General features: G+C 42.1%; 36 protein-coding genes. 34 read left to right on the top strand and 2 right to left on the bottom strand.

All coding sequences use genetic code 11. The features are described 5' to 3' along the window. Positions 1-239 precede the first annotated feature (239 nt). The 28 genes from rpsJ (at position 240) to rplQ (ending at position 13,803) form a co-directional block, all read left to right on the top strand. Positions 240-551, top strand: a complete 312-nt coding sequence (gene rpsJ / locus KSO91_RS03110; RefSeq protein WP_011771756.1) for a 30S ribosomal protein S10 — start codon at positions 240-242, stop codon at positions 549-551. Positions 552-566: 15 nt separating this feature from the next. Then, positions 567-1,205: a 50S ribosomal protein L3 gene (gene rplC / locus KSO91_RS03105; protein ID WP_238741231.1), complete on the top strand. Its 639-nt coding sequence runs from the start codon at positions 567-569 to the stop codon at positions 1,203-1,205. Between the two features lie 13 nt (positions 1,206-1,218). Beyond that, positions 1,219-1,824 (top strand): 50S ribosomal protein L4, encoded by a 606-nt coding sequence (gene rplD / locus KSO91_RS03100; protein ID WP_238741229.1) that lies wholly within the window; start codon positions 1,219-1,221, stop codon positions 1,822-1,824. Then, positions 1,821-2,120, top strand: coding sequence for a 50S ribosomal protein L23 (rplW, locus tag KSO91_RS03095; RefSeq protein ID WP_238741227.1), 300 nt, complete (start codon positions 1,821-1,823; stop codon positions 2,118-2,120). The genes rplD and rplW overlap by 4 nt, the downstream gene beginning before the upstream one ends. Before the next feature lie 11 nt (positions 2,121-2,131). Continuing rightward, entirely contained in the window at positions 2,132-2,959 is an 828-nt protein-coding gene (gene rplB, locus KSO91_RS03090; protein ID WP_238741225.1) for a 50S ribosomal protein L2, read from the top strand. A gap of 14 nt (positions 2,960-2,973) precedes the next feature. After that, positions 2,974-3,249, top strand: a complete 276-nt coding sequence (gene rpsS, locus KSO91_RS03085; protein ID WP_238741222.1) for a 30S ribosomal protein S19 — start codon at positions 2,974-2,976, stop codon at positions 3,247-3,249. 8 nt (positions 3,250-3,257) lie between these two features. After that, positions 3,258-3,593 carry a 50S ribosomal protein L22 gene (rplV, locus tag KSO91_RS03080; protein ID WP_238741221.1) on the top strand — a complete coding sequence of 112 codons (336 nt, stop codon included), beginning with the start codon at positions 3,258-3,260 and terminating at the stop codon, positions 3,591-3,593. A 3-nt stretch (positions 3,594-3,596) separates the two neighbouring features. Further along, a complete protein-coding gene (rpsC, locus tag KSO91_RS03075; protein WP_238741220.1) occupies positions 3,597-4,286 on the top strand; it encodes a 30S ribosomal protein S3 in 690 nt (229 codons plus the stop codon). Positions 4,287-4,297: 11 nt separating this feature from the next. Further along, a complete protein-coding gene (gene rplP / locus KSO91_RS03070) occupies positions 4,298-4,708 on the top strand; it encodes a 50S ribosomal protein L16 (RefSeq protein WP_238741219.1) in 411 nt (136 codons plus the stop codon). Continuing rightward, positions 4,708-4,899 (top strand): 50S ribosomal protein L29, encoded by a 192-nt coding sequence (rpmC, locus tag KSO91_RS03065; RefSeq protein WP_238741218.1) that lies wholly within the window; start codon positions 4,708-4,710, stop codon positions 4,897-4,899. The genes rplP and rpmC overlap by 1 nt, the downstream gene beginning before the upstream one ends. Continuing rightward, on the top strand, positions 4,899-5,150 hold the full coding sequence (gene rpsQ / locus KSO91_RS03060) for a 30S ribosomal protein S17 (protein ID WP_238741217.1): 252 nt from the start codon (positions 4,899-4,901) through the stop codon (positions 5,148-5,150). The genes rpmC and rpsQ overlap by 1 nt, the downstream gene beginning before the upstream one ends. A 160-nt stretch (positions 5,151-5,310) precedes the next feature. After that, on the top strand, positions 5,311-5,679 hold the full coding sequence (gene rplN, locus KSO91_RS03055; RefSeq protein WP_238741216.1) for a 50S ribosomal protein L14: 369 nt from the start codon (positions 5,311-5,313) through the stop codon (positions 5,677-5,679). A 10-nt stretch (positions 5,680-5,689) separates the two neighbouring features. Beyond that, complete coding sequence (rplX, locus tag KSO91_RS03050) at positions 5,690-6,004, top strand: 50S ribosomal protein L24 (protein WP_238741214.1); 315 nt, start codon at positions 5,690-5,692, stop codon at positions 6,002-6,004. A 12-nt stretch (positions 6,005-6,016) separates the two neighbouring features. Continuing rightward, positions 6,017-6,556, top strand: a complete 540-nt coding sequence (gene rplE / locus KSO91_RS03045) for a 50S ribosomal protein L5 (protein ID WP_238741212.1) — start codon at positions 6,017-6,019, stop codon at positions 6,554-6,556. Positions 6,557-6,566: 10 nt separating this feature from the next. Next, positions 6,567-6,872 (top strand): 30S ribosomal protein S14, encoded by a 306-nt coding sequence (gene rpsN, locus KSO91_RS03040; protein WP_238741209.1) that lies wholly within the window; start codon positions 6,567-6,569, stop codon positions 6,870-6,872. 26 nt (positions 6,873-6,898) lie between these two features. Continuing rightward, positions 6,899-7,291, top strand: coding sequence for a 30S ribosomal protein S8 (gene rpsH, locus KSO91_RS03035; protein ID WP_238741207.1), 393 nt, complete (start codon positions 6,899-6,901; stop codon positions 7,289-7,291). 12 nt (positions 7,292-7,303) lie between these two features. Further along, positions 7,304-7,837: a 50S ribosomal protein L6 gene (rplF, locus tag KSO91_RS03030; RefSeq protein WP_238741205.1), complete on the top strand. Its 534-nt coding sequence runs from the start codon at positions 7,304-7,306 to the stop codon at positions 7,835-7,837. 9 nt (positions 7,838-7,846) lie between these two features. Beyond that, positions 7,847-8,197, top strand: coding sequence for a 50S ribosomal protein L18 (gene rplR, locus KSO91_RS03025; protein WP_238741203.1), 351 nt, complete (start codon positions 7,847-7,849; stop codon positions 8,195-8,197). Between the two features lie 16 nt (positions 8,198-8,213). Further along, the gene (gene rpsE, locus KSO91_RS03020; RefSeq protein WP_238741333.1) at positions 8,214-8,714 is read left to right on the top strand and encodes a 30S ribosomal protein S5; all 501 of its coding nucleotides are present in this window, start codon (positions 8,214-8,216) and stop codon (positions 8,712-8,714) included. A gap of 6 nt (positions 8,715-8,720) precedes the next feature. Next, on the top strand, positions 8,721-8,903 hold the full coding sequence (gene rpmD, locus KSO91_RS03015) for a 50S ribosomal protein L30 (protein ID WP_238741201.1): 183 nt from the start codon (positions 8,721-8,723) through the stop codon (positions 8,901-8,903). A 2-nt stretch (positions 8,904-8,905) separates the two neighbouring features. Further along, the gene (gene rplO, locus KSO91_RS03010) at positions 8,906-9,340 is read left to right on the top strand and encodes a 50S ribosomal protein L15 (protein ID WP_238741199.1); all 435 of its coding nucleotides are present in this window, start codon (positions 8,906-8,908) and stop codon (positions 9,338-9,340) included. Positions 9,341-9,346: 6 nt separating this feature from the next. After that, complete coding sequence (secY, locus tag KSO91_RS03005) at positions 9,347-10,675, top strand: preprotein translocase subunit SecY (protein WP_238741197.1); 1,329 nt, start codon at positions 9,347-9,349, stop codon at positions 10,673-10,675. A gap of 38 nt (positions 10,676-10,713) precedes the next feature. Then, the gene (gene rpmJ / locus KSO91_RS03000; protein WP_238741194.1) at positions 10,714-10,827 is read left to right on the top strand and encodes a 50S ribosomal protein L36; all 114 of its coding nucleotides are present in this window, start codon (positions 10,714-10,716) and stop codon (positions 10,825-10,827) included. A 131-nt stretch (positions 10,828-10,958) separates the two neighbouring features. Continuing rightward, positions 10,959-11,315 (top strand): 30S ribosomal protein S13, encoded by a 357-nt coding sequence (gene rpsM, locus KSO91_RS02995; protein WP_238741190.1) that lies wholly within the window; start codon positions 10,959-10,961, stop codon positions 11,313-11,315. A gap of 12 nt (positions 11,316-11,327) precedes the next feature. Beyond that, positions 11,328-11,717: a 30S ribosomal protein S11 gene (gene rpsK, locus KSO91_RS02990; protein ID WP_019613697.1), complete on the top strand. Its 390-nt coding sequence runs from the start codon at positions 11,328-11,330 to the stop codon at positions 11,715-11,717. A gap of 33 nt (positions 11,718-11,750) precedes the next feature. Beyond that, positions 11,751-12,371 (top strand): 30S ribosomal protein S4, encoded by a 621-nt coding sequence (gene rpsD / locus KSO91_RS02985; RefSeq protein WP_238741189.1) that lies wholly within the window; start codon positions 11,751-11,753, stop codon positions 12,369-12,371. Between the two features lie 25 nt (positions 12,372-12,396). Then, positions 12,397-13,383: a DNA-directed RNA polymerase subunit alpha gene (locus tag KSO91_RS02980; RefSeq protein ID WP_238741188.1), complete on the top strand. Its 987-nt coding sequence runs from the start codon at positions 12,397-12,399 to the stop codon at positions 13,381-13,383. Positions 13,384-13,422: 39 nt separating this feature from the next. Further along, positions 13,423-13,803, top strand: coding sequence for a 50S ribosomal protein L17 (rplQ, locus tag KSO91_RS02975; RefSeq protein WP_238741187.1), 381 nt, complete (start codon positions 13,423-13,425; stop codon positions 13,801-13,803). Between the two features lie 292 nt (positions 13,804-14,095). Here rplQ and oxyR read toward each other — a convergent pair whose 3' ends face one another. Next, positions 14,096-15,001, bottom strand: a complete 906-nt coding sequence (oxyR, locus tag KSO91_RS02970; RefSeq protein WP_238741186.1) for a DNA-binding transcriptional regulator OxyR — start codon at positions 14,999-15,001, stop codon at positions 14,096-14,098. 156 nt (positions 15,002-15,157) lie between these two features. On the opposite strand from oxyR, the gene KSO91_RS02965 reads away from it, so the two are divergent. From KSO91_RS02965 to KSO91_RS02945, 5 genes are all read left to right on the top strand, one after another. Continuing rightward, positions 15,158-16,546: a hypothetical protein gene (locus tag KSO91_RS02965; RefSeq protein ID WP_238741185.1), complete on the top strand. Its 1,389-nt coding sequence runs from the start codon at positions 15,158-15,160 to the stop codon at positions 16,544-16,546. Positions 16,547-16,685: 139 nt separating this feature from the next. Beyond that, complete coding sequence (locus KSO91_RS02960) at positions 16,686-17,279, top strand: superinfection exclusion B family protein (protein WP_238741184.1); 594 nt, start codon at positions 16,686-16,688, stop codon at positions 17,277-17,279. Positions 17,280-17,427: 148 nt separating this feature from the next. Further along, entirely contained in the window at positions 17,428-18,129 is a 702-nt protein-coding gene (gene trmH / locus KSO91_RS02955) for a tRNA (guanosine(18)-2'-O)-methyltransferase TrmH (RefSeq protein ID WP_238741183.1), read from the top strand. Positions 18,130-18,150: 21 nt separating this feature from the next. After that, positions 18,151-19,593 (top strand): DUF2868 domain-containing protein, encoded by a 1,443-nt coding sequence (locus KSO91_RS02950; protein WP_238741181.1) that lies wholly within the window; start codon positions 18,151-18,153, stop codon positions 19,591-19,593. Next, entirely contained in the window at positions 19,590-20,978 is a 1,389-nt protein-coding gene (locus tag KSO91_RS02945) for a DUF3482 domain-containing protein (RefSeq protein WP_238741179.1), read from the top strand. Before KSO91_RS02950 ends, KSO91_RS02945 begins: the two co-directional genes overlap by 4 nt. Here the strand turns inward: KSO91_RS02945 and KSO91_RS02940 are convergent. Continuing rightward, the gene (locus KSO91_RS02940) at positions 20,973-21,830 is read right to left on the bottom strand and encodes a phospholipase A (RefSeq protein WP_238741177.1); all 858 of its coding nucleotides are present in this window, start codon (positions 21,828-21,830) and stop codon (positions 20,973-20,975) included. The two genes, KSO91_RS02945 and KSO91_RS02940, sit on opposite strands and share 6 nt — an antisense overlap. Before the next feature lie 103 nt (positions 21,831-21,933). On the opposite strand from KSO91_RS02940, the gene recG reads away from it, so the two are divergent. Next, positions 21,934-24,006: an ATP-dependent DNA helicase RecG gene (gene recG, locus KSO91_RS02935; RefSeq protein WP_238741174.1), complete on the top strand. Its 2,073-nt coding sequence runs from the start codon at positions 21,934-21,936 to the stop codon at positions 24,004-24,006. The last annotated feature ends 36 nt before the right edge of the window (positions 24,007-24,042 follow it).

Below are 24,042 nucleotides of genomic sequence, written 5' to 3'. Positions count from 1 at the left end.
CAAAACATATATCAAACAAAAGATTAAGAAAGCCTTGTGTTGAACGGGAATTGCTGTATTATCTCCCGCACTTGCCAATATAGCAGGCGGGCGATATGCCCATAACCTAGATTCTTAGGTTATCAAAATGGCTCCCGATTGGGGAGTAACTAGTTTGAATGAGCACTTGAGATCTATCTTGTATGGATTGTCAGGTGTTTGTTTGTATGTTGTATTTTTAACTATTGGAGTTTTGGTCCATGCAGAACCAAAGAATCCGTATCCGCCTTAAAGCTTTTGATCACAAACTGATCGATCAATCAACGGCGGAGATCGTTGAAACTGCAAAGCGCACAGGTGCTCAGGTACGTGGTCCTATCCCACTACCAACTCGTAAAGAGCGTTTCACAATATTGGTATCACCGCATGTAAACAAAGATGCTCGTGACCAATATGAGATTCGCACTCACAAGCGCTTGATTGATATCGTAGAACCAACTGAAAAGACTGTTGACGCACTAATGAAGCTAGATCTAGCTGCTGGCGTTGATGTTCAAATCAGCTTGGGTTAGAGAGGAGTTATAACAATGACAATCGGTCTAGTAGGTCGTAAAGTTGGCATGACTCGCGTCTTCACTGAAGATGGTGTTTCTATCCCAGTTACAGTTCTTGAATGTACACCTAATCGCGTTACTCAAGTTAAAACACTTGATACTGATGGCTACCAAGCTATTCAAGTAACAGCTGGCACTAAGAAAGCTAGCCGTGTAACTAAGCCACAAGCTGGACACTTTGCGAAAGCAGGTGTTGAAGCTGGCCGTGGTCTGTGGGAGTTTACTCTTGCGGAAAACGAAGGTGCAGATATCAAAGTAGGCGCTGAGCTAAGCGTTGAGCTTTTCAACGAAATTAATAAAGTAGATGTTACAGGTCAGTCTAAAGGTAAAGGTTTCCAAGGTGGTGTTAAACGTTGGAACTTTTCCACGCAAGATATGACACACGGTAACTCACTATCACATCGTTCTAATGGTTCGATTGGTATGTGTCAAACACCGGGTCGTGTTTTCAAAGGCAAAAAAATGTCTGGCCATATGGGTGCTGAGCGCGTTACTACTCAAAACCTCGAGATTGTTCGCGTAGACGTTGAACGCAACTTACTGCTCGTTAAAGGTGCAGTACCAGGTGCGAAAAACGGCAATGTGTTCATTAAACCTGCTGTTAAAGCATAACCAAGGAGCTAGTATGGAATTGGTATTGAAAGATGCACAAAGTGCTCTTGAAGTTTCTGACGCTACCTTTGGACGTGAATTCAATGAGGCCCTAGTTCATCAGGTAGTCGTTGCATATGCAGCTGGTGCTCGTCAAGGCACTCGCGCTCAGAAAACGCGTAGCGATGTACGTGGTGGCGGTAAGAAGCCATGGCGTCAGAAAGGTACGGGCCGAGCTCGTGCTGGTACAATCCGTAGCCCTATTTGGGTTGGCGGTGGTGTTACTTTTGCTGCACGTCCTCAGGATCACAGCCAAAAAGTTAACAAGAAAATGTACCGTGGTGCAGTGAAAAGCATTCTGTCTGAATTAGTTCGTCAGGATCGTCTAATCGTTGTCGAAAACTTTAGTGTTGAAGCTCCGAAAACTCAAGAGCTAAAAGCTAAGTTAAAAGACATGGGTCTTAAAGATGTACTGATCATTACTGAAGAACTAGATGAAAATCTATTCTTAGCAGCACGTAACCTCTACAAAGTAGACGTTCGTGATGTTCAAGGTATTGATCCAGTAAGCCTTATCGCATTTGATAAAGTTTTAGTAACTGCAGCTGCAGTGAAAAAGATTGAGGAGAGTTTAGCATGATCAGTGAAGCACGTTTACTGCAAGTTATCCTAGCCCCGCATATCTCTGAAAAGGGAACTTTATCTGCTGAAAACCATAACACTATGGTATTCAAAGTTGCAGGTACTGCAACTAAAGCAGAAATCAAAGCGGCAGTTCAGAAACTGTTTGAAGTCGAAGTTACTGGTGTTCGCACACTAAACGTGAAGGGTAAAACCAAGCGTACAGGACAACGTATAGGTCGCCGTAGCGACTGGAAAAAAGCATACGTTACTCTTGTTGAAGGTGCTGACATTGATTTCGCTGGCGCTGAGTAGAGGAATTATAAATGGCTATTGTAAAATGTAAGCCTACGTCTCCAGGTCGTCGCCACTTAGTTAAAGTGGTAAATAACGATCTGCACAAAGGCAAGCCATACGCTCCACTTTTAGAGGCTAAATCTAAATCTGGTGGTCGTAATAATGGTGGTCGAATTACGGTTCGTCATATTGGTGGTGGTCACAAACAACACTACCGTATCGTCGATTTTAAACGTAATAAAGACGGTATCCCAGCAAAAGTTGAGCGTTTGGAATATGATCCAAACCGCAGTGCAAATATTGCACTTGTACTTTATGCTGACGGTGAGCGTCGCTACATCCTAGCCCCTAAAGGCCTGGTTGCTGGTGATTCAATCCAATCTGGTGAAGATGCATCAATTAAAGTGGGTAACTGCTTACCGATGCGTAATATCCCAGTGGGTACAACTGTACACGCTGTTGAAATGAAACCTGCTAAAGGTGCGCAAATTGCACGTTCAGCTGGTGCATACAGCCAAATTGTAGCTCGCGATGGTGCTTACGTTACCCTACGTTTACGTAGTGGTGAAATGCGTAAGATCCCTGCTGAGTGTCGTGCAACAATCGGTGAAGTTGGTAATGCAGAACATATGCTACGCCAATTAGGTAAAGCTGGTGCTACGCGTTGGCGTGGTGTTCGTCCTACCGTTCGTGGTGTTGTAATGAACCCAGTAGATCACCCACATGGTGGTGGTGAAGGTAAGTCATCGGGTGGTCGTCACCCTGTTTCTCCTTGGGGCGTGCCTACTAAAGGCTACAAAACTCGTAAGAACAAGAGTACAGATCAGTACATTGTTCGTCGTCGTAACAAGAAATAAGCAGAGGTATCGCCATGCCACGTTCTCTCAAGAAGGGTCCATTCATTGACCTACACTTGCTGAAGAAGGTAGAGAAAGCGATGGAAAGCGGCGAGAAAAAACCAATTAAGACTTGGTCTCGTCGTTCAATGATCATCCCAAATATGATTGGTTTGACCATCGCTGTCCATAACGGGCGTCAACACGTGCCAGTATTCGTAACCGATGAAATGATCGGTCACAAACTGGGTGAATTTGCACCAACGCGCACTTACCGTGGTCATACCGCGGATAAGAAAGCGAAGAAATAGAGGTAATTATGGAAGCTTTAGCTAAACATCTTTTCGCTCGTTCTTCAGCTCAGAAAGCGCGCCTGGTAGCAGATCAAGTACGTGGTCTTCCAGTAGAAAAAGCACTAGAACTTTTATCTTACAGCCCTAAAAAAGCTGCTGTATTGATTAAAAAAGTTGTAGATTCTGCAATAGCAAACGCCGAACATAATGAAGGCGCTGATATTGATGAGCTTGTTATCACAAAAATTTGTGTTGACGAAGGCCCAACAATGAAGCGTATCATGCCGCGTGCGAAAGGCCGTGCCGATCGTATAATGAAGCGTTCTTGCCATATCACAGTAGTGGTATCAGACAGGGGTTAAACAATGGGACAGAAAGTTCATCCTAACGGTATTCGCCTAGGTATCACTAAAGCATTTAGCTCTACTTGGTATGCAGGCACAAAAGATTTCGCTGATAATTTATACAGTGACTTCGAAATCCGTAAATTCTTAACAGAGAAGCTGAAAAATGCTTCTTTGTCTAAGATCACAATTGAACGCCCAGCGAAAAGTGTCCGTGTGACTATTCACACTGCACGTCCAGGTGTTGTAATTGGTAAAAAAGGCGAAGATGTTGAGAAGCTACGCGCTGCTATTGCTAAAATGGCCGGCGTTCCTGCCCAAATCAACATTTCAGAAGTTCGTAAACCTGAACTTGACGCAAAACTAGTAGCAGATTCAATCTCTTCTCAGTTAGAGCGTCGTGTAATGTTCCGTCGTGCTATGAAACGTGCGGTACAAAATGCTATGCGTCTTGGCGCTAAAGGCATTAAAGTTCAAGTAAGTGGTCGTTTAGGTGGTGCAGAAATCGCACGTGCTGAATGGTATCGTGAAGGTCGTGTACCTCTACATACTCTTCGTGCTGATATCGATTACTCAACTTCAGAAGCGCATACTGTTTACGGTATTATCGGTGTTAAGGTTTGGATCTTTAAAGGTGAAGTTCTAGGTAGTTTACCGCTACAAGAAGAGCAACAGCCATCTAAACCAAAGCGCAAAAGCCGCGGTAAGTAGGAGATACGCTAATGATGCAACCAAAACGTATGAAGTTCCGTAAAATGTTCAAGGGCCGCAACCGTGGTCTTTCGAAAGGTGCGGAAGTAAGCTTTGGCGAATTTGGATTAAAAGCTGTCGGTCGTGGTCGAATTACTGCTCGTCAAATCGAAGCAGCACGTCGTGCAATGACTCGTCATGTTAAACGTCAAGGTAAAATCTGGATCCGTGTATTTCCTGATAAACCGATCACTGGCAAACCGTTAGAAGTTCGTCAAGGTAAAGGTAAAGGTAACGTGGAATATTGGGTTGCCCAAACTCAACCAGGTAAAGTTCTTTATGAAATGGGAGGTGTTCCAGAAGCATTAGCTCGCGAAGCATTTGCTCTTGCGGCAGCTAAATTGCCTTTGGCAACAACTTTCGTAACTCGTAAGGTGATGTAATGAAAGCTAACGAACTAAATGAAAAAAGCGTTGAAGAATTAAATGCTGAACTTCTTAATTTATTACGTAAACAGTTTGAATTACGTATGCAGTTAAACACCGGTCAGTTAGCACAAGCGCATTTAGTTAAACAAGTGCGTCGCGACATTGCCCGTGTTAAGACAGTATTAAATCAGAAGGTAGGTGCGTAATGAGCGAAACTAGAACTCGTACTCTTCAAGCGAAAGTAATCAGTGCAAAGATGGATAAATCTATCGTTGTTGCTATCGAACGTAAAGTGAAACATCCGTTATACGGTAAATTCATGAAGCGTACGACTAAGTTACATGCGCATGATGAAACAAATCAATGTAGTGAAGGCGATGTTGTATTAATCAGCGAATGCCGTCCACTTTCTAAGACTAAATCTTGGACATTGGTAGAAATCGTAAGAAAAGGTTAATTCATTAAACTTTTTTTACATACGTATAAACGGTATCCATTCTGGATGCCGTTTTTTTAGACTATCTTTCTAATAAAGTTGGTGGTATTATGCCGCACCCTGAATTAATGGGTAAGCAGCTCTTAGAGAGTAATCAATTGTAATATAGCGGAGCACTGTAATGATTCAGATGCAAAGTGTGCTAGATGTCGCCGATAATTCTGGCGCTCGACGCGTAATGTGTATTAAGGTCCTTGGTGGCTCGCATCGCCGTTATGCAGCAATCGGTGACATTATCAAAGTTTCTGTGAGAGAAGCAATTCCTCGTGGGAAAGTTAAAAAAGGTGATGTTCATTCAGCTGTGGTTGTGCGTACCAGAAAAGGTGTACGTCGTCCCGATGGTTCTGTTGTTCGATTTGATCGCAATGCTGCGGTTATGTTGAATGCAAATAACCAGCCTATCGGTACACGTATCTTTGGCCCTGTAACTCGTGAACTTCGTAATGATAACTTCATGAAGATTGTTTCACTGGCGCCAGAAGTACTGTAAGGAACCGAAAATGGCAGTAAAAATTAAACGTGATGATGAAGTAATTGTAATTACTGGTAAAGATAAAGGTAAAACTGGGAAAGTTTCTCAAGTTTTAGCTAACGGTAAAATAATTATTGAAGGTGTAAACACTGTTAAGAAACACCAAAAGCCAAACCCACAAGCGGGCGTAACTGGTGGTATTATTGAACAGTCAGCACCCATACAAATTTCAAATGTTGCGATCCTTAACTCGGAAACGGGTAAAGCAGATCGTGTTGGTTTTAGACTTGAAGACGGTAAAAAAGTACGTTTTTTCAAATCTAATAATAACCTTGTGAAGTAACTGGAGTTTACGATGGCGAAACTGCATGATTTCTATAAAGACAACGTAGTGTCTGATTTGCAAACGCAATTCGGCTATACGTCTGTCATGCAAGTCCCTCGAATAGAGAAAATCACCCTTAATATGGGTGTTGGTGAAGCACTGGCTGATAAAAAAGTCCTTGAGAATGCCGCGTCAGATATGGCAGCAATCTCAGGTCAAAAGCCAATCATCACCAAAGCACGCCGCTCTGTGGCTGGCTTCAAAATTCGTGAAGGCTACCCGATTGGTTGTAAAGTAACACTACGTGGTACTCGTATGTGGGAATTCTTTGAGCGTTTGGTAACAATCGCTATTCCTCGTGTACGTGATTTCCGTGGCCTGAATGCTAAGTCATTCGATGGTCGTGGTAACTACTCTATGGGTGTACGTGAGCAAATCATTTTCCCTGAAATAGATTACGATAAAGTTGATAAAGTACGTGGTTTAGATATCACAATTACGACATCAGCTAAGACTGACGAAGAAGGGCGTGCATTACTGTCTGCCTTTAACTTCCCATTCCGTAAGTAAGGTGTAAATAATGGCTAAACAATCAATGAAAGCGCGTGAAGTAAAACGTGCGAAGCTTGTTGTTAAATTCGCAGAAAAACGTGCGTCTTTAAAAACAATCATTAGTGATATCAATGCAACTGACGAAGCTCGTTGGGATGCAGTGTTACAGCTTCAAACGCTACCTCGTGATTCAAGTCCAGTTCGTAAACGTAATCGTTGTAACGTAACTGGTCGTCCGCATGGTTTCCTACGTAAATTTGGCATGAGCCGTATTAAGGTTCGTGAGCATATGATGCGCGGAGAAATCCCTGGCCTGAAAAAAGCCAGCTGGTAATCAATTAAATCACGGAGTAGAAATTTATGAGCATGCAAGATCCTATTTCGGATATGCTTACGCGTATTCGTAACGGTCAAGCAGCAAGCAAAGTTTCTGTTAAAATGCCTTCTTCTAAGCAAAAAGTTGCAATTGCAATTGTGCTTAAAGCAGAAGGTTACATTACAGAATTCTCTGTTGCTGGTGACACCAAGCCTGAATTAGAAGTTACTTTAAAGTATTTCGAAGGCAAAAAAGTTATCGATACTATTAAACGAGTTAGCCGTCCAGGTCTACGTATCTATAAAGGTACAAACGATCTTCCGAAGGTTATGGCTGGTTTAGGTATCGCAATCATTTCCACTTCACATGGTGTTATGACTGACCGTGCTGCGCGTAAAGCAAGCATTGGCGGTGAAATCATCTGTTACGTATCATAAGGAAGGTAGTCTATGTCTCGTATAGCTAAGGCACCGATTACTGTTCCTTCTGGCGTTGAAGTTAAAGTAAATGGTCAAGAAGTTGCTGTTAAAGGCAACAAAGGCGAATTAGTTCGCACTCTTAATGATGCTGTTGTTGTTAAGCTTGAAGATGGTGTGATTACATTCGCACCAGTGGAAGGCGTAAAAAACGCTTGGGCACAAGCAGGTACTGCTCGTGCTAACGTTAACAACATGGTTGTAGGTGTAACTGAAGGCTTTAAGAAGACACTTCTTCTTCAAGGCGTTGGTTACCGTACACAAGTTAAAGGCCAAGATGTAAACCTAACATTAGGTTTCTCTCATCCTGTTGTTTATAAATTGCCACAAGGTGTTTCTGCTACGGCGCCAAGCCAAACAGAAATTATTCTTGAAGGTGCTAATAAGCAACAAGTTGGTCAAGTAGCTGCAGAGATTCGTGCATTTCGTCCACCAGAGCCTTATAAAGGCAAGGGTGTTCGTTACGCTGATGAAAATGTGCGTCGTAAAGAAGCGAAGAAAAAGTAAGGTAAGACTATGGATAAGAAAGCATCTCGTCTTCGTCGTGCTACTCGCACACGTAAGAAATTACAAGATCTTGGTGCCACTCGTCTTGTGATCAACCGTACACCTCGCCATACTTACGCGCAGGTAATTACAGCTGACGCACAAGTCGTAGCAAGCGCTTCTACATTAGAAAAAGAAGTTCGTGCACAAGTGAGCAACGGTGGTAACAAGGAAGCAGCTCAACTAATTGGTAAATTAGTTGCAGAGCGTGCTATTGAAAAAGGGATTTCTAAAATCTCTTTTGACCGTAGCGGTTTCCAATATCACGGTCGTGTAGCGGCACTAGCTGAAGCAGCTCGTGAAGCTGGTCTACAGTTCTAATCAAAGGGTATAGATGATGTCAAAAGTAGAATCTCAAACCGGTGATCTGAACGAAAAGCTAATCGCAGTAAACCGAGTTTCAAAAGTAGTTAAAGGTGGTCGCATCTTTAGCTTTACCGCACTGACTGTAGTTGGTGATGGTAATGGTCGTGTTGGTTTTGGTTATGGTAAAGCACGTGAAGTTCCTGCAGCTATTCAAAAAGCTATGGAAAAAGCACGTCGCAATATCAGCGAAATCCAATTAAAAGGTAACACTCTGCAGCATCCTATCAAAGGCCGTCATTCTGGTTCTAAGGTATATATGCAACCAGCCTCTGAAGGTACTGGTATTATTGCAGGTGGTGCAATGCGCGCCGTATTAGAAGTTGTTGGTGTACAAAACGTACTCTCTAAAGCTTACGGCTCTACTAACCCAATTAACGTTGTTCGCGCTACGCTTGATGCACTAGAGAATATGAATTCTCCAGAGCAAATTGCGGCTAAGCGTGGCTTAAACGTTAGTGAATTACTGGGGTAATTAAGCATGGCTACTAAAACGATTAAAGTAACCCAAACCAAAAGTGCAATTGGCCGTTTACCAAAGCACCGTGCAACATTAACAGGCTTAGGTCTGCGTCGCATCGGTCATTCTGTTGAGTTAGAAGATACTCCTTCAGTTCGTGGTATGGTTAATAAAGTTTACTATATGGTTAAGGTTGAGGGGTAATTATGAAACTAAATACTCTATCTCCAGCAGCTGGTGCTAAGCACGCTGCTAAACGTGTAGGTCGTGGTATCGGCTCTGGACTTGGCAAAACTTGTGGCCGCGGTCATAAAGGTCAAAAGTCTCGCTCAGGCGGTACTGTACGTCCAGGTTTTGAAGGCGGTCAAATGCCATTAAAACAACGTTTACCAAAATTCGGTTTTACATCACGTAAATCTCTTGTTAGCTGTGAAGTTCGTCTGAGCGAAATAGCTAAAGTTGAGGGTGATGTGGTAACTATCGAAACGTTGAAACAGGCTGGTCTACTTGCGAACACTGTTAAGTTTTCAAAAGTAGTACTATCCGGTGAAATCACTCGTTCAGTTACAGTACAAGGCATTCGTGTTACGAAAGGCGCGCGTACTGCAATTGAAGCTGCGGGCGGAAAAATCGAGGAATAATAGGCAATGGCAAAGAAACCAGGATCAGATCCTAAAGCTGTACAAGGCAGTAATTTGAGCGAACTTAAAACACGACTTTGGTTTGTTTTAGGTGCTATTTTAGTGTTTCGTGCAGGTTCTTTTGTTCCAATTCCTGGTATTGACGCCGCTGTCCTGGCTGATCTGTTCCAACAGCAAAAGGGCACCATCATAGAAATGTTCAATATGTTCTCTGGTGGTGCACTTTCGCGTGCATCTATCTTTGCATTGGGTATTATGCCGTACATTTCGGCTTCAATTATTATCCAATTATTGACTGTTGTTCATCCTCCTTTAGCTGAGCTAAAAAAAGAGGGTGAGTCAGGTCGACGCAAGATAAATCAATACACGCGATATGGTACTTTGATACTGGGTACATTCCAAGCAATTGGTATTGCGACTGGTTTGCCTTCGATGATGCCAGGACTTGTGGAAAATGCAGGTCTTAGCTTTTACATCACGGCTGTTGTAAGTCTAGTAACAGGAACGATGTTCCTTATGTGGCTAGGTGAGCAAATTACTGAACGTGGTATCGGTAATGGTATTTCTATCATTATTTTTGTCGGTATTATTGCAGGATTGCCTCAAGCAATTGGGCAAACTGCTGAGCAAGCGCGTCAAGGTGAAATTCACCTTCTCGTGTTATTAGCACTAATCGTTATCGTTTTTGCGACAACCGCATTTGTTGTATTTGTTGAACGTGGTCAACGACGTATCGTTGTTAATTACGCAAAACGTCAACAAGGGCGTAAAGTGTTTGCTGCTCAGAGTACGCATCTTCCATTGAAATTAAATATGGCCGGTGTTATCCCTGCAATTTTTGCCTCGAGTGTTATCTTGTTTCCTGGTACAATCGCTCAATGGTTTGGTCAGACTGAAGGTTTAAGTTGGTTATCGGATGTTTCATTGGCTTTACAGCCAGGACAACCGTTGCATATGATGTTATATGCTGCAGCAATTATCTTCTTTTGCTTCTTTTATACTGCGCTTACGTTTAATCCACGTGAAACTGCAGATAATCTGAAGAAAAGCGGTGCCTTTATTCCAGGTATTCGTCCCGGAGAACAAACATCACGATACATTGATAAAGTGATGACACGCCTGACATTGGCAGGTGCGTTATATATTACTTTTATCTGTTTGATTCCCGAGTTTATGATGGTCGCAATGAATACGCAGTTCTACTTCGGTGGTACATCGTTATTAATTATTGTGGTGGTAATCATGGACTTTATGGCACAGGTACAGACGCATTTGATGTCTAATCAATATGATTCTGTCTTGAAAAAAGCTAACTTGAAGGACTACGGTAAATAAGCCGTACCAACAAGTTATACTAACTACGGAGTGTTGCAATGAAAGTTCGTGCATCCGTTAAAAAAATCTGTCGTAACTGCAAAGTTATCAAGCGCAAAGGTGTTGTGCGAGTTATCTGTGTAGAGCCAAAACATAAACAACGTCAAGGCTAAGATCGATTTTGGATCTCAATAGCTTAGGTAACTAATGTTATCTAAGCTTTGTTTTGTTTGATAAATCATCATTTGTAGAGTATCCTACCGGGCTTTTCGCAAATGAATCGTTAACTTTTAAGGAGTGCATAGTGGCCCGTATCGCTGGCATTAACGTTCCTGATCATAAGCACGCTGTAATTGCATTAACTGCAATTTTTGGTATTGGTAAAACTCGCGCACAGAAAATTTGTGTCTCTGCGGGTGTTGCTGAAGCTAGCAAGCTTAAAGATCTGGATGAAACACAAATCGAAGCTCTTCGTACAGAAGTAGCTACGTTCGCCGTTGAAGGTGATTTACGTCGTGAAGTTTCTATGAACATCAAACGTCTTATGGACCTTGGTTGTTATCGTGGACTTCGTCATCGTCGCAGCTTGCCTGTGCGTGGACAGCGTTCTAAAACGAATGCTCGTACTCGTAAAGGTCCGCGCAAAGCAATTCGCAAATAAGGGTAAGAGATAATGGCTAAGACTCCAACTCGTGCTCGTAAGCGCGTTAAAAAGCAAGTTGCAGATGGCATGGCGCATATTCATGCTTCTTTCAACAATACAATCGTAACTATTACAGACCGTCAAGGTAATGCGCTTTCTTGGGCAACTGCCGGTGGTTCTGGTTTCCGTGGTTCTCGTAAATCTACTCCGTTCGCTGCACAGGTTGCTGCTGAACGTGCTGCTGAAGCGGCTAAAGAGTACGGTCTTAAAAACGTTGAAGTTTTTGTCAACGGACCAGGACCTGGTCGTGAATCTTCGATTCGCGCACTAAACGCGGCGGGTTTCCGTGTAACTAATATTACTGATGTTACACCCATCCCACATAATGGTTGTCGTCCACCGAAGAAACGTCGCGTTTAATAGCGATATTCTTAGGTAACTGGAGAAAGAACAATGGCAAGATATTTAGGTCCTAAGCTAAAGCTTAGCCGTCGTGAAGGAACCGATCTTTTTTTAAAGTCAGGTGTCCGTGCGATTGAATCTAAGTGTAAGATTGATAATGCACCAGGTGTTCATGGTGCGCGTAAACCACGTCTTTCAGACTATGGTTTACAGCTACGTGAAAAGCAAAAAGTGCGTCGTATGTACGGTGTACTTGAAAAGCAATTTCGTAATTACTACAAAGAATCAGCTCGTTTACAAGGCAACACAGGTGAAAACCTTCTTCAACTTCTTGAAGGACGTTTAGACAATGTTGTTTACCGTATGGGATTTGGTGCGACTCGCGCTGAAGCTCGTCAACTAGTAAGTCACAAATCAATTCTAGTAAACGGTAAAGTGGTCAATATTCCATCTTTAAACGTTAAAGCAAGTGACGTTATCGCAATTCGTGAAAAAGCTAAAAAACAAGCACGTATTGGCGCTGCACTTGAAATCGCTGGTCAACGAGAAGTCCCTACATGGGTTTCTGTTGATACAACGAAAATGGAAGGCGTATTTACACGTCAACCTGAACGTTCAGATTTATCTGCTGAGATTAACGAACAGTTAATCATCGAGCTTTACTCCAAGTAAAGTTAACCGTTAAGAGAGGGCACAAATGCAGGGTTCTGTAATTGATTTTCTAAAACCAAGATTAGTTGATATCGAGCAAGTAAATGCAACTAGAGCAAAAGTGACTTTAGAACCACTAGAACGTGGTTTCGGTCATACTTTAGGTAATGCACTTCGTCGTATCTTGTTATCATCTATGCCGGGAACGGCGGTAACAGAAGTCGAAATAGATGGTGTACAACATGAGTACAGCACTAAAGAAGGCGTACAGGAAGATATCCTTGAGATTCTTCTTAATCTTAAAGGCCTAGCCGTTAAGCTTGAAGGTAAAAATGAAGTTCTAGTTAGTTTAACTAAATCTGGAGCGGGTCCTGTTACTGCAGGCGACATCATTCATGATGGTGATGTGGAGATAGTCAACCCAGAACATGTGATCTGTAATTTAACAGGCAATGCTGAAATTAGCATGCGTATTAAAATTGAATCAGGTCGCGGTTATGTTCCAGCTTCAACACGTATTCATAGTGAAGAAGATGAGCGTCCAATTGGTCGATTATTAGTCGATGCGACTTTCAGTCCTGTACAGCGTATCGCTTACAGTGTTGAATCTGCTCGTGTTGAACAACGTACCGATTTAGACAAGCTTGTTATCGATATGGAAACAGATGGAACACTTGATCCAGAAGAAGCAATTCGTCGTGCAGCTACTATTTTAGCTGAGCAATTAGACGCTTTTGTTGATTTACGTGATATAAGTGAGCCGGTTGAGAAAGAAGAAAAACCTGAGTTTGATCCAATTCTCTTACGCCCAGTAGATGACTTAGAATTAACTGTTCGTTCTGCTAATTGTTTGAAAGCAGAAACGATTCACTATATCGGTGACCTGGTACAAAGAACAGAAGTTGAGCTTCTTAAAACGCCTAATTTAGGTAAGAAGTCTCTTACTGAGATCAAAGATGTACTTGCATCACGTGGACTGTCTCTAGGCATGCGCTTAGAAAACTGGCCACCAGCAAGTCTAATCGAAGATTAATCAGTCGTCATCCGAATAACGAATAATAAGGATTAGGTTATGCGTCATCGTCACAGTGGACGTCAACTTAACCGAAACAGTAGCCATCGTCAGGCTATGTTTCGCAATATGGCAAGTTCAATTGTTAGTCATGAAATTATCAAGACTACTTTACCAAAAGCAAAAGAACTTCGTCGTGTGGTTGAGCCTTTAATTACACTAGCTAAAACGGATAGCGTTGCTAACCGTCGTTTAGTTTTTGCTCGCACCCGTGATAACGCGGTTGTAGCTAAACTGTTTAACGAATTGGGTCCACGTTACGAGTCTCGCCCTGGTGGTTATACTCGTATCATTAAATGTGGCTTCCGTACCGGTGATAAAGCTCCTATGGCTTACATCGAATTGGTAGACCGCCCTATAGTGGCATCTGAGGAAGAGTAACTCTTCTTTTGATATCATAATAAAAAAGCCGAATTAATATTCGGCTTTTTTATGTCTAAAATTTCGCTCCGAGTTTTGCGTCTTAAGCTTTCACCAACCCCATTAATTTAAGGTTCTATTTAGAGGCATGAAAAATGCTTAGCAGGAAGATATTGATTGCAGTAACTGGTTGTTCTAATTGCAAAATTAATAACGAAGCTAACCACTATTTTAACCAACATAAATGAATAGGAAACTATTAGGTTTAGTATTGCTTCCTTGTTTCCGGCTCTTAGCTATGGACTCGCAGCTCTTACCTATACTGCTTAAGTTTGTCCTCAACGGTTTCGCTAATAAGCTTCGCTAATTGTTCAAAGCAGATTTTTCGAACGCTGTTTTTACGTGATAACAAAGCAACTGCTCTTGACGGTACAGGTTTATTAAAGGGGATATATCGGACCCCAGCCTGATGACGGTTAACTGGGATAGCGAGTTGAGGCAATAAAGTAAGTCCATTATCCGCACTGATCATATGACGCAGTGTTTCTAAACTGGTTGCCTTAAAACTATGATCTTCAATGGCACCGGCTGTAAAGCAAAAACCCATTGCCTGATCGCGCAAGCAATGGCCATCTTCAAGCATTAAAAGGCGTTCACCATGCAGCTCATGCAAATCGATACTGCTTTTATCTGCCCATTGATGTGTTTCTGCGAGTGCGAGTTCAAGTGGCTCGTCATAAAGTGCAAATTTCTGAAATGATTCCATCTCTGGTAATACTGCGAGCATCAAGCAATCAAGCTCTCCATCTTCTAACTGTTTTAATAGTTTATGAGTTTGATTTTCATGCAGGTAAAGGTCTAACTCCGGGAAATGTTTTTTTATCGAGGGAATAATCACAGGTAATAGATAGGGGGCTACCGTCGGTATTAAGCCAATATGCAAGGAACCTTGCATTGGCTCTTTATAGCTTTTAGCAATCTCTTTTAATGACTTAGCTTCTAATAGAATTGTTTTTGCTTTGGCGACAATATCGAGTCCTGCTTCAGTGAATATAACTTTTCTGGATGAGCGTTCCATCAACTGAATATTCAGTTCATCTTCTAGTTTTCTGATTTGACCACTCAAAGTAGGCTGGCTAACAAAACACTTTTCTGCTGCTTTGCGAAAATGTTTTAACTCTTCAAGTGCGATTAAATACTCTAGATCTCTGAAATTCATGGGGGTAGCCTTGTACGGGAAGTAATAATTACAAATGTATAGCAATATCTGTATGAGCGATATCCAAAAATCAGATAATAATTGAATTATCTAAATAAATTTGCTTTATACTTCTCAACTTATTGGCAATTTTATATTTATTAGAAGGAACTTTCCATGCAATTGCACCAAACATTTTCTATTGCATTACTTACGATACTACTTTCTGCCTGCGGTGGCAGTTTAGACGGCTCGACAGATAATACAGATAATACAGATACTACAGATACTACAGATACCACTACGACACCTATTGTCGAGGAAGTCGCCGGTGATCCATCGTATTTTACTTATCTGGGTGCCACTCCAGAATGGATTTCAATTAAAGGAACTGGTGGGTTTGATCGTAAGGAAACGGCAAAAGTTACCTTTAAGCTAGTCGATGATAATGGCGAGGCAGTTGTTTCACAACCTGTGACTTTCGAGCTTTCGGGACCCGATGGCGCATCTCTAGCTATCGAATCTGATACAAGTGATTCGGCTGGTTTAGTGACTACGCTAATAAAAGCAGGTAGTGCCGCTGGCCCTGCAACGGTTAAAGTTAATGCTGTCAATGATCCGAGCATCTTTAATACTTCTACTGGTCTATATATTTCGACAGGTTACCCAGATCAAGATAGTTTTTCTATTGGCGTGAATAAATCGTCTGTTCCTGGTATAGATCATAATGATGCAACCATCGCAGTTACAGTTAATTTTGCTGATGCTGATGGCAATAATCCTATTCCGGATGGAACGGCGGTTTCATTTAGGGCAGAGAAAGGGCGAATTGAGGATTCAACAGGTAAAGTGGGTGCATGCACAACGTTAAGTAGCAAGTGTGTGATGACTTGGACCTCAATCGGTGATATGCCAGATGATGGTAAGGTGACTATTTTAGCCTATAGTTTAGGAGTTGAAAGTTTTGAGGACCTTCATCCATCTAATGGTATTTATGATGACGGAGAAACTTTTACGGATAACAGTGAGGTTTTCTTCGATATAAATTATGATGGTATTTATAATGATGGTGATGAGTGGTCTTTAGATGTAGAAGATGCATTAGGTCCTAAAGATCAAGCTTACACATATGGTGATAGTAAATATACTGGGATGCAATGTGAAGATAATGTTGCATATTGCGATCAGCGTTTTATTTATATTTATAAACAAATACAAATAACAGCAACCAGCGATGAACAAAAGTGCGTTTTCAAGAATAGCAGCGGTAGCATTATAACCGATGTAGATTTATCAGGAACAGCAAAGCAAGCAACAGTGACAGTTGAAGTTTCTGATATGAATAATAACACCCCTCCCACAGGGACTGTCATCAATGCAAGTTCAACTAATGGTACGATAAATGGGGATGCTTCATGGACCGTGCCTAATTCATATGGAGTTTACTCATTTGATGTTGAATTGACTGCCGACGATAGCTCTAGCACCGGAAATTTAGTGATCAAATCTCTAGCTCCTTCACCTTCTGTTCTCGAAACAAAATGTAGATTATCTATTAATGATTAATTTAAAGTAATGGAATCACGAAGGAGCTTCGGCTCCTTTTTTCTTATCTAAAATCCTTCAAAACCGCCTCAAAGAAAACACTGGCACGCCCCTTGCTTTACATATGATATGTAACAATTTTTTGGCGGGGATTATAATTATGATGCAGTTAATTCAACGAGTTAGAGAACAACAAGGGATTACTTTGACGATAGCGTGGATTTGCCTCGCCAGTGCGACCCTTTTGATAGTACCAGCCTCACTGTTGCAGCGTCCTGATACTGCAGCGTGGTCAATGACTTACATGCCTTATGTGTGGATTTTGGCACTATTGACCGGATCTTACTTAATCACCCGTTTAGTGACTTTTATCTTCAGCTATTGCTGTGGTGTGTTGGCAAAGCGTCAACTTTTAGCCTCACGTAATAAAATGATCCGCCAATTAGACTTTGAAGAGAAAGCCGTATTGCGTGAATTTATTATTCAGCGAAAAAATGTACTGTCACTGCCAATGAATGAACCTGCGGTGAGTAATTTATTACGTTCTGGTGTACTGGTACCTGCTTTTGAGACTCAGGAGATCAAAGGCAGTAGTCGGATTATCAAATTATCGATTGCGATTGATGCAAGAGAGCAATTAACGCATAAAGTATTAAGCCTGCCTGTCGGTAAATTAACCGAACAAGAAGCGATTATTTTAAAAGCCGCGCGACCTGACTATGCACGCTCAAATTACATTGCATTAAGAGATTAATTGCGGGCTTTTTTTTGCAGACAGGATCCTAGTGCTGCTTTTCTCTGGGATCCTACCCTGTAACCCGTTTGTCTGCTTTTTTGTCCCTCTTATTTTATGTATAATGACTCTTTAATTTACCCCCCCCCATTTTTTGTTGAGAGTTATTATGTCACCTGAACGCCTTGCCCGTATCACACAAATGCTAAATCAGCGCCAACCCGATCTTACTGTGTTTTTAGAGCAGGTGCAGAAACCGCATAACCTCGCTGCTATCGTGCGTACTGCCGATGCGGTCGGGGTAAGTGATGTGCATGCCACTTGGGAAAATAAAGCAAAACGTCTTTCTGGTAGCACCGCAACGGGTAGTCAGAATTGGGTTAATGTACATTCCTATGACAGCTTAACTGACGCGGTTCAGGCCTTGCGCGCTCAAGGTATGCAGGTTATTGCTACTAATCTATCAGAGACGGCAATTGATTTTCGTGAAGTGGATTATACCAAGCCAACCGCTATTATAATGGGGCAGGAAAAACATGGTATTAGCGCTGAAGCGCTAGCACTTGCAGATCAGGACGTGATTATTCCAATGGTTGGCATGTGTCAGTCTTTAAATGTGTCTGTTGCTTCGGCGCTTATATTGTACGAAGCACAGCGACAACGCCGACTCTCAGGTATGTATAATGGTGAATGCCGTTTACCTGACCATGAAACACAACGAATTTTGTTTGAAGGGGGGCATCCTATTTTTGCCAAGCTATGTAAACAAAAAAAGTTACCTTACCCGCCATTAGACGAGAAGGGGCAGATCAATGCCAGCGAAGAATGGTGGCTGGCTATCCGCACAGCTAAAAAAAGTGTTGCGCAATAAACCAGTTCAGGAGAATTGTCATTGAGTCTATTTCAGCAACGTTTATTAGCCGAAGGTGTGCGCACTGTTGAAGGTGATTATCCTACTTTAGATTCTCCATCTCTAGGAAAGGCTGGTGCAGAATTTGAGACATTACTGTTGCAACGTGCTCAGCACCTCGATGGACAACTGCAAATATCGGGTCTTTTTTCACATTTTAAAGCGCTCACTAAAAAACTATTTATCCTGCTATCTGTGCTTGTATTGCTGCTTGGTGCAAGCAGCGTACAGCAACTTTTCTTTAGCGAGCAGGGGACACAGATAAATTTTTTCTGGGCTTTTGTCCTGTTTTTTATTCCCAATCTGTTTGCACTCTTTTTTTGGCTGTTGCTATTTTTGCATCCGCGCCTATTAAGTGGCGGCTGGCTGGCTCGCCTGAGTCTATTTTTATTGAAAACAGTGGAGAAACGCTTAAATCCGCAATCAACACAGCATGCGCATTTCTGGGCACTCTATAGATGTTATTTTAAAATTAATTTATCAGGGGCGATCGGGCGTTATCAGCTTTCCTACATGACGCATTTACTGTGGTTAAGTTATTTTTGTGGAGCAACCCTAATGCTGGTTATTATGCTCGCAACCCATCAGGTCGATTTTATCTGGCAAACCAGTATTCTCTCGTTGAATGATTTTCAGGGCTTAACTCAGCTACTCGCTTATATTCCCGACCTGTTGGGGCTCGCGGTGCCGACCCCTGAACAGATACAGCAAAGCCATTTAGGTGCAGTGAGTGGACTTGTCGATGCGCAAAATAGTCGTCTGGTTTGGTCTAGTTTATTGATCAGTAGTTTACTCATATATGGCCTATTGCCACGTTTTCTGCTGTTATTATTAATGGAATTTTTGTTAACCAAAAAGAAAAGAAAATTTAGCTTAAATTTTAGCAATCCTTATTATGTGCAATTACGGCTGCAGCTAGTGCCTAATGTGACGTCTTTAGGCATTAGCGATCCCGATAGCAGTCAAAAAAACGCATTTGCTCCGGGTCGATACTCAGCAATTGCAGGCGCACAACTGCCATCCTCTTTTTATCCCGTGGCGATTGAATTGTCAGCAGCACAATTGATAGAATGCACAAAGCATGTTACGCAATATGCACCCGACAATATAAAATATTTAAAACATATCTGTGATTTCCAAAGCCAGCAATTTTTATTAAATGAGCTTTTAACTATTGAGTCGCAAGCAATTGTTTTATACGTCAGTTTATCGCGTGTACCCGATAGAGGTTTACTCGCGTTCATTAACTCATTAACTCAAGTAACTGCCCAACCATTTTATCTACTACTGATGGATAATGGCCAGATGCAAGCTGCACAGGCAAGTCAGCGACACAGTGATTGGTATACACTGGCTGCACAGGCTAACATTATGTTAGAAAATGTTATCCAGTTTAAAAGTAATCAATATCCGGAGGGGAGATGAATAAAAATAGTTTGTCTGTAGCGGTTGTTGGTCACGCGAATGCAGGAAAAACATCCTTAATGCGTACCTTATTACGTGATACCGAGTTTGGTGATGTAGCCGATCAAGCGGGCACTACGCGTCATGTTGAAGGCAGTGCTTTAGTCATCGACGAGAGCAACAGTCTGGCTTTATTTGATACCCCGGGACTCGAAGATTCTATCCGTCTGCAGCATATTTTAAGTCGTTATTTTACCGATAAATCGGTAGATGGTATTGAGCGATTGCACTATTTTTTAGCGCATATTGCTGATTATCCCGAGTTTGAACAAGAAGCCAAAGTTTTGCGCGCTTTGCTAAGCAGCGATCTTATTTTTTATGTGATTGATTTGCGAGAACCTGTTTTGGGTAAATATCGGGATGAGCTGCAAATTCTCAGTTATGCTGCAAAGCCGATTATTCCGGTGCTTAACTTTACGGCGCAAGGTGGTGATAATTTGGCGCAGTGGAAAGCGCAATTGGCACGCCTAAATTTTCATGCTTTAGTCAGTTTTGATAATGTTCATTTTAATTTTTCAGATGAGATAAAAATTTACCAAAAAATGCAAACTTTGCTGGCCGATAAAGAAAGTTTACTGCAAAAATTTATAGTGCAGCGCCAGTGCCAGTGGGAGGAACGTTTTCATGCGGCCAGCGAGATAGTGGCCAACCTATTTATTGAATCTGCTTGTGTACGTTTTAAAACAGCCAATACCGATCAGGAAGTTGAGCAAACAACGCTGAAGCTCCAGCAAGTGGTGCGTAAAGCGGAAAACCGAGCCGTCCGCCAACTGCTAAAACTCTACCAATTTCGCAAAGAGGATTTAGCAAACAGTCAATTACCCGTTGAGCAGGATGGCTGGCAACTGGATCTTTTTTCAGTTGATAATCTACAAGAATTTGGCATTAAGTTAACCAGCGATATTGCTAAAGGGGCGGGACTGGGTGTCGCCATCGATTTGGTGACTGCCGGAATGACCTTAGGGGCCGCGGCCTTCACCGGTGGCGTGGCGGGCGCTTTATGGGGGGTTAAAAAACGCTATTACGAAGAGATAGAAGCTAAAATAAAAGGCTGTCGTTATATCGCTTTAAATGATGTGACGCTACAAGTACTGTGGTTAAGGCAGTTAAAATTGTTAGATCTGTTTCAAAAAAGAGGCCATGCCAGTTTCGATAAAATTGATTATCAGGTGAGCAACTCTGGACACCTACTGCCTAAAAACTGGTCTAAATGGTTACGGCAACTACGCAGCCATCCAAACTGGTCTTCATTGAATAAAAATATGCGTGAGGCTGAAGACAGCAAACGGCAGTTATTTGCCGATAAAATAAGTTCAGAAATAGTTAATGGGTTAACTAAATTATAACCAATCAGTTAATGAAATACCCAACCCTATGGTATTGGTATATTCATTATATTCAATCAAGCTATTGCCATAACCCGCGAACAGTTGAAAATAACCACGCACTTTTCCATGTATCGGGAAACTCCAATCGAATTCTATTGCGCCTTTGCTAAAACCGCTTTCTATGTTATTGCGGCTGATAAGGGTAAATATGTTGTTATCTGCTTTATAGATGGCTGTCACTTTACCGTGTCCATAATAATCCAATAAATCTGGGTTATCATCATCGCTTGTATTTTCTTCAAATCGATACCAAGGATTAATTGCCAGCGTCATATTGCCCTTTTCAAATATCAGGCTGCTTTCAATACGGTTCCAGCTGCGCGACAGTGGTTCCGCCCTTCCATTGGACTGATGGGTTAAATTCAGTGTTGCTAATTTAAAATCCCATCCATAAGCTAATGCTCTGTTTTGATGCCACATTGCGAAAACTTCTGGTTCATAATTTGTTTCACGAAATGGTGATGAATTATCGCCGTTGTATGCTTGCCAAAAAGAGACTTGGGTATAACCGAAATACAGAGAAAGAGGAAGATCGGCAATATCTGTTAGAATTGGCGCTTTAAAACTAAACTGGAATTTAACTTCTAACTGCTGTAATTGCTCTTCATCAATAACGTCTTTATAAGTACGTTCGGATTGAATATGACTATTATAGGTTAGGGGTAAAAGATAGTTGGGTTTATGAGGAGTGATAGAAAATAGAAGTTTTTGCGTCTTTTTTTCTTGCGCTATTCGTTGGTCAATAGCCGACTCTTCAGCTATGGTAGAGATGCTAAATAAAGAGATAATAAGTAAAAATAGTAAACGCATAGCCATCCTTGATAAATTATGTAAATAATTGGCTTAACTTCAAGCATAATATGTGCAAGTTGAAATTATGCGGTTCGCCCATTCTAACCGTCTCGAGGGTAAAATGAAATTAGAAAAAGTACCCTTGACGGTACTTAAAGGTGTCGGTATAAAAGCCGCTGAACGGTTGGAGAAGCTTGGCTTAAGCAGTGTTGCTGATCTGCTCTTTCATTTACCCTTGCATTATCAAGACAGAACGCGGCTTTATGCTATCTCTGATCTCAAAGACGGAATGCAGGTCAGCGTGCAAGGGCGAGTATTAAGTTGCGATCTGCAGTCGGGGAAAAGGCGCATCTTGAAATGTAAAATAAGTGATGGCAATGGCAGTGTGACACTTAATTTCTTTCATTTTAACGCCGCACAACAAAATAGCTTTGTTAAAGGCACTAGGATCACTTGCTTTGGTGAATTCAAACGTGGTTATCAAGGACTTGAGGTTACTCATCCCGATTATTCATTGCTTGGTCCCGTTGGCGGAAAACAAGTTGAAACGCGCTTAACCCCCATTTATCCGAGTACGGATGGATTGAAGCAAAACAGTTTGCGCAATCTGACAGAGCAAGCGTTAGTTTTACTGCAGCAAAATAAAATAGATGAACTAGTACCAACTGCACTTTTAAGTTATCCGATAAGTTTAAGCGACGCACTTTATTATATTCATCGCCCCCCCGCAGACGCCTGTATTGAGCAACTAGAGGCTAAAATCCACCCGGCGCAGCAACGGTTGATTATCGAGGAGTTATTAGCTCAACAGATCAGTATGTTAACGTTGCGCGCGGATGCCCAGCGACACCAGGCGATCACGATCAGTGGAAATGGTGATTTACAAAAACGACTGTTAGCTAGCTTGCCATTCTCACTGACCGCTGCACAACAAAGAGTGGCGCAGGAGATCCACTACGATCTACAACAGGCGTTGCCGATGATGCGACTCGTGCAGGGCGATGTGGGATCGGGTAAAACATTGGTGGCCGCATTGGCTGCCTTGCGTGTTATTGAAGCTGGCTATCAAGTTGCGTTAATGGCGCCTACCGAGCTATTAGCTGAACAGCACTTTATTAATTTTAGTGACTGGTTTACATCCTTAGATATCAAGGTCGGCATGCTTTCAGGGAAAATGCGTGTTAAAGAGAAACGCTCACAGTTAGAAAATATTAGTTTAGGTTTATCGCAAATGGTGGTTGGTACGCATGCGCTTTTTCAAGAGCATGTGGCTTTCAATAATTTGGCTCTGATTATTGTTGATGAGCAACACCGCTTTGGTGTTGAACAGCGTTTAGCATTGCGAGAGAAGGGGCTGGCCGGGGATTTTGCACCGCATCAGTTAACTATGACCGCGACACCCATTCCAAGAACATTGGCCATGACCGCCTATGCAGATCTTAATGTATCGGTGATTGATGAGCTGCCGCCGGGACGAACAGCAGTACAAACAATTGCACTGCCAGATTCGCGTCGAGAAGATATTATTCAACGCGTCTATCAAGCCTGTAAAAATGAAGGTCGACAGGCGTATTGGGTGTGTACCTTAATTGAAGAGTCTGAGGCGTTAGACTGTCAGGCCGCAGAAGACAGTGCTAATAATTTGCAGTTAACACTCCCAGATTTACGTATTGGTTTAGTACATGGGCGTATGAAAGCGATTGAAAAACAGTATGTAATGGACCACTTCAAAGCAGGGGAGTTAGATTTACTTGTTGCGACGACGGTGATTGAAGTGGGAGTGGATGTGCCTAACTCGAGTTTGATGATTATCGAAAATCCTGAGCGCCTCGGTTTAGCGCAACTGCATCAACTGCGTGGTCGGGTTGGACGCGGTAGTATCGCCAGCCACTGTGTTTTGCTTTATAAAAAACCACTTTCACAGAGCGCGCAGAGACGCTTGCATATTCTACGTGAAAGTAATGACGGTTTTTATATTGCAGAACAAGATCTGCTCATCCGCGGACCCGGCGAGGTGCTTGGCACTAAACAGACAGGTATCGCGGCATTTAAAATTGCGGATCTTATTCGTGACCAAGCCTTAATTCCTCAAACTCAGCAACTTGCAGTAAAAATAATGAACAGTTATCCGGAGCTGATTCCGCTACTTAATCAACGTTGGTTAGGGAATAAAGGGCAATATGTACATGCTTAGCTTAGTTTCCAAGACGGGATGCCTACAGTGTGCTAT

Origin of the sequence: Psychromonas antarctica (genome assembly GCF_022267535.1) — a bacterium.
GTDB lineage: Bacteria > Pseudomonadota > Gammaproteobacteria > Enterobacterales > Psychromonadaceae > Psychromonas > Psychromonas antarctica.
Note: the sequence above shows the minus strand (reverse complement) of the source record. Positions and strands in the feature narration are given on the sequence as shown.